The sequence below is a fragment of the Campylobacter sp. RM12647 genome, from assembly GCF_020138135.1.
Lineage (GTDB): Bacteria > Campylobacterota > Campylobacteria > Campylobacterales > Campylobacteraceae > Campylobacter_E.
In genome coordinates this window covers 1-2,314 of record NZ_JACGAS010000043.1, presented here as the reverse complement: position 1 = coordinate 2,314, position 2,314 = coordinate 1, and the positions used below count along the sequence as shown (strand labels likewise).

Annotated in this window: 2 protein-coding genes; both read right to left on the bottom strand. The window is 24.6% G+C overall.

The window, feature by feature from the left end; all coding sequences use genetic code 11:
* Positions 1–39: 39 nt before the first annotated feature.
* Positions 40–1,179, bottom strand: a complete 1,140-nt coding sequence (gene glf / locus AVBRAN12647_RS09485) for a UDP-galactopyranose mutase (protein WP_336609903.1) — start codon at positions 1,177–1,179, stop codon at positions 40–42.
* On the bottom strand, positions 1,180–2,314 hold a 1,135-nt coding region (locus tag AVBRAN12647_RS09480; protein ID WP_336609902.1), incomplete at its 5' end, for a glycosyltransferase. It abuts the gene before it with no gap.

The window sequence follows — 2,314 nt, the reverse complement described above, 5'->3', positions numbered from 1 at the left end:
TAATTTGATTTTCTGACAAAGTCATTGATAAAAAATCACTCATTTATTACTTCCTTTTACATTAAAGATATTCTCAAATACTTCAAAAGCACCAAGGATAGTTCTATTCATATCATAATATTTATAAGCTCCTAGTCTTCCTAAAAAATAAATATTTTCTAATAATATAGCTTCTTGTAAGTATTTGTTATATAAAGCAGTATTTGAATTATTTAAAATTGGATAAATTCTTTCATTCTTTCCTATTTCAAATTCTTTAGGATATTCAAACGATAAAACTGTTTTATTAGATTGTTCTTTTAAAAAATATTTATACTCAGCTATTCTAGTAAAATCATAATTGTTAGGATAATTAACCACCGGAGCATTTTGAAATTTATCAATATCATAAGTTGTAATTTTAATATCTAGACTTCTATAAGGTAGTTTTCCAAATTTATATTCAAAAAATTCTTCAATAGCTCCAGTATAAAATATTCTATCAAAATGTTTTTCATTTATATCTTTATAGTCAGTGTTTAGTCTTATCTCTATATTTTTATGAGATAACATATTTTCAAACATCTTAGTATAACCATTAAGAGGTATACCTTGATATTTTTCTTGAAAATACCTATTATCTCTACCTATAAAAACCGGAACCGATCCAGTAACAGATGGGTCTAAATCTTCAGGCTTAAAGCCCCATTGTTTAATGGTATATTCCTTAAAAATTTTTTCATATATAAAATCTGCTAATAATTTTAAATCTTTATCATCTGTTTGTAGTAGCTCAAGTATCTTTATCTTTACGTTATATCCAAATTTTTCTATAAGTTTATTTTCTAATTTTTTTGCCAACTGCTCAGGAAATACAATATGCAACGAATTTAAGTTAAATGGAACTGGTACTTCATTGCCGTCTACTATGCCTAAAACATTATGCATAAAAGGCATCCATTCGGTATATTTTGATAAAAAATCCCAAACTTCTTTATTATTAGTTCTAAAAATATGAGGGCCGTACTTATGAACTGTAATGCCTGTATCTATATCTTTATAATCATAACAAGTACCTGCTATATGGTCTTTCCTATCTATAATAACAACATTTTCACCCAATTCGTTGGCTATTTTATTTGCCATTACAGCACCACTTAAACCACATCCTACTATTAAATTTAGTTTTTCTTTACTCATTTATATTCCTTTTATTTTTACCAATTCAACACTATTTTTTTTATTTTTTACATTTCTTATATTTACTTTAAAATCTTGTTTAACGTTTGTAATTCCTAATCTAAATTCCAATTTCAAAATATCACCATTTTTAACCTTTAATTTATATCTATAAGGAGAATTATCGGTTGTAATAACTGGAAGTATATTTATTATCTCATCGTTGATTTTTATTAAGTTATATCTTGTAGCTTTATAAAAGCCATTGTTCAAAATAGACCTAAAAGTTATATTAAATAACCCACTTTCTATAGCTTTTAGATATATCACACAATCACCACTACCTTCAATGCTTATGCCATTGCCTTTGTCATTAGAAAGTATCTTTGGATATGAATAATAAAAGTTATTAAATTTCGTTTGTTGTGGCTTGTAAGCTATTACAAAATCATTAAAATTTATCAAATCTCTATCATTAAAGCATCTATAAGATATAGTTTTTAGCTCATCAAAAACATCTTCACTTAGCTTATCTAAATTATTTATAAATTGTGATTTAATTTTCATAAAAATATATTTCAATATAATTTGTTTATGTTTTAAATCCACTTTTTCTATATTCTTAAACTGCCTTATTAAATCAACTAAATTATCAGCTCTAAGCTGCATTAAAGAATTAACATGATTTCTTCTATATATAATCAATTCTTTATTTGATATATAAAGACTATTGAGATTATTTATGCACTTTATGAAAAAACTAACATCATTAACACATTTAAGATTATCAAATTTTATATCAAATTTTTCTATAAAACTAGCTTTATATATACCACTCCAAGCACTATCAGGAAGATTTAAAAGTAAATCTATCTTAGGATTTTTTATGAGTTTATTAAAGTACTTTTTATCAAGTTTTGATATCAAAATATAATCATTTTGATAATATAAGTCATTATAATCATCATAAATTATATTTTTAAATTTAAACAATTCAACTTGATTTTTACAAGCTTCATTATAAAAATAATTAAGCTCACCACTCATGCAATCATCACTATCTAAAAAATGATAATACTCTCCACTAGCTACCATCATACCAGCATTTCTTGCAACTCCAGCATATAGATTTTCTTGAGCTAAAACTGTAATACGG

Excerpts from the sequence above, each read along its gene's own strand:
- glf (WP_336609903.1), bottom strand. The coding sequence starts at position 1,179 with ATGAGTAAAGAAAAACTAAATTTAATAGTAGGATGTGGTTTAAGTGGT.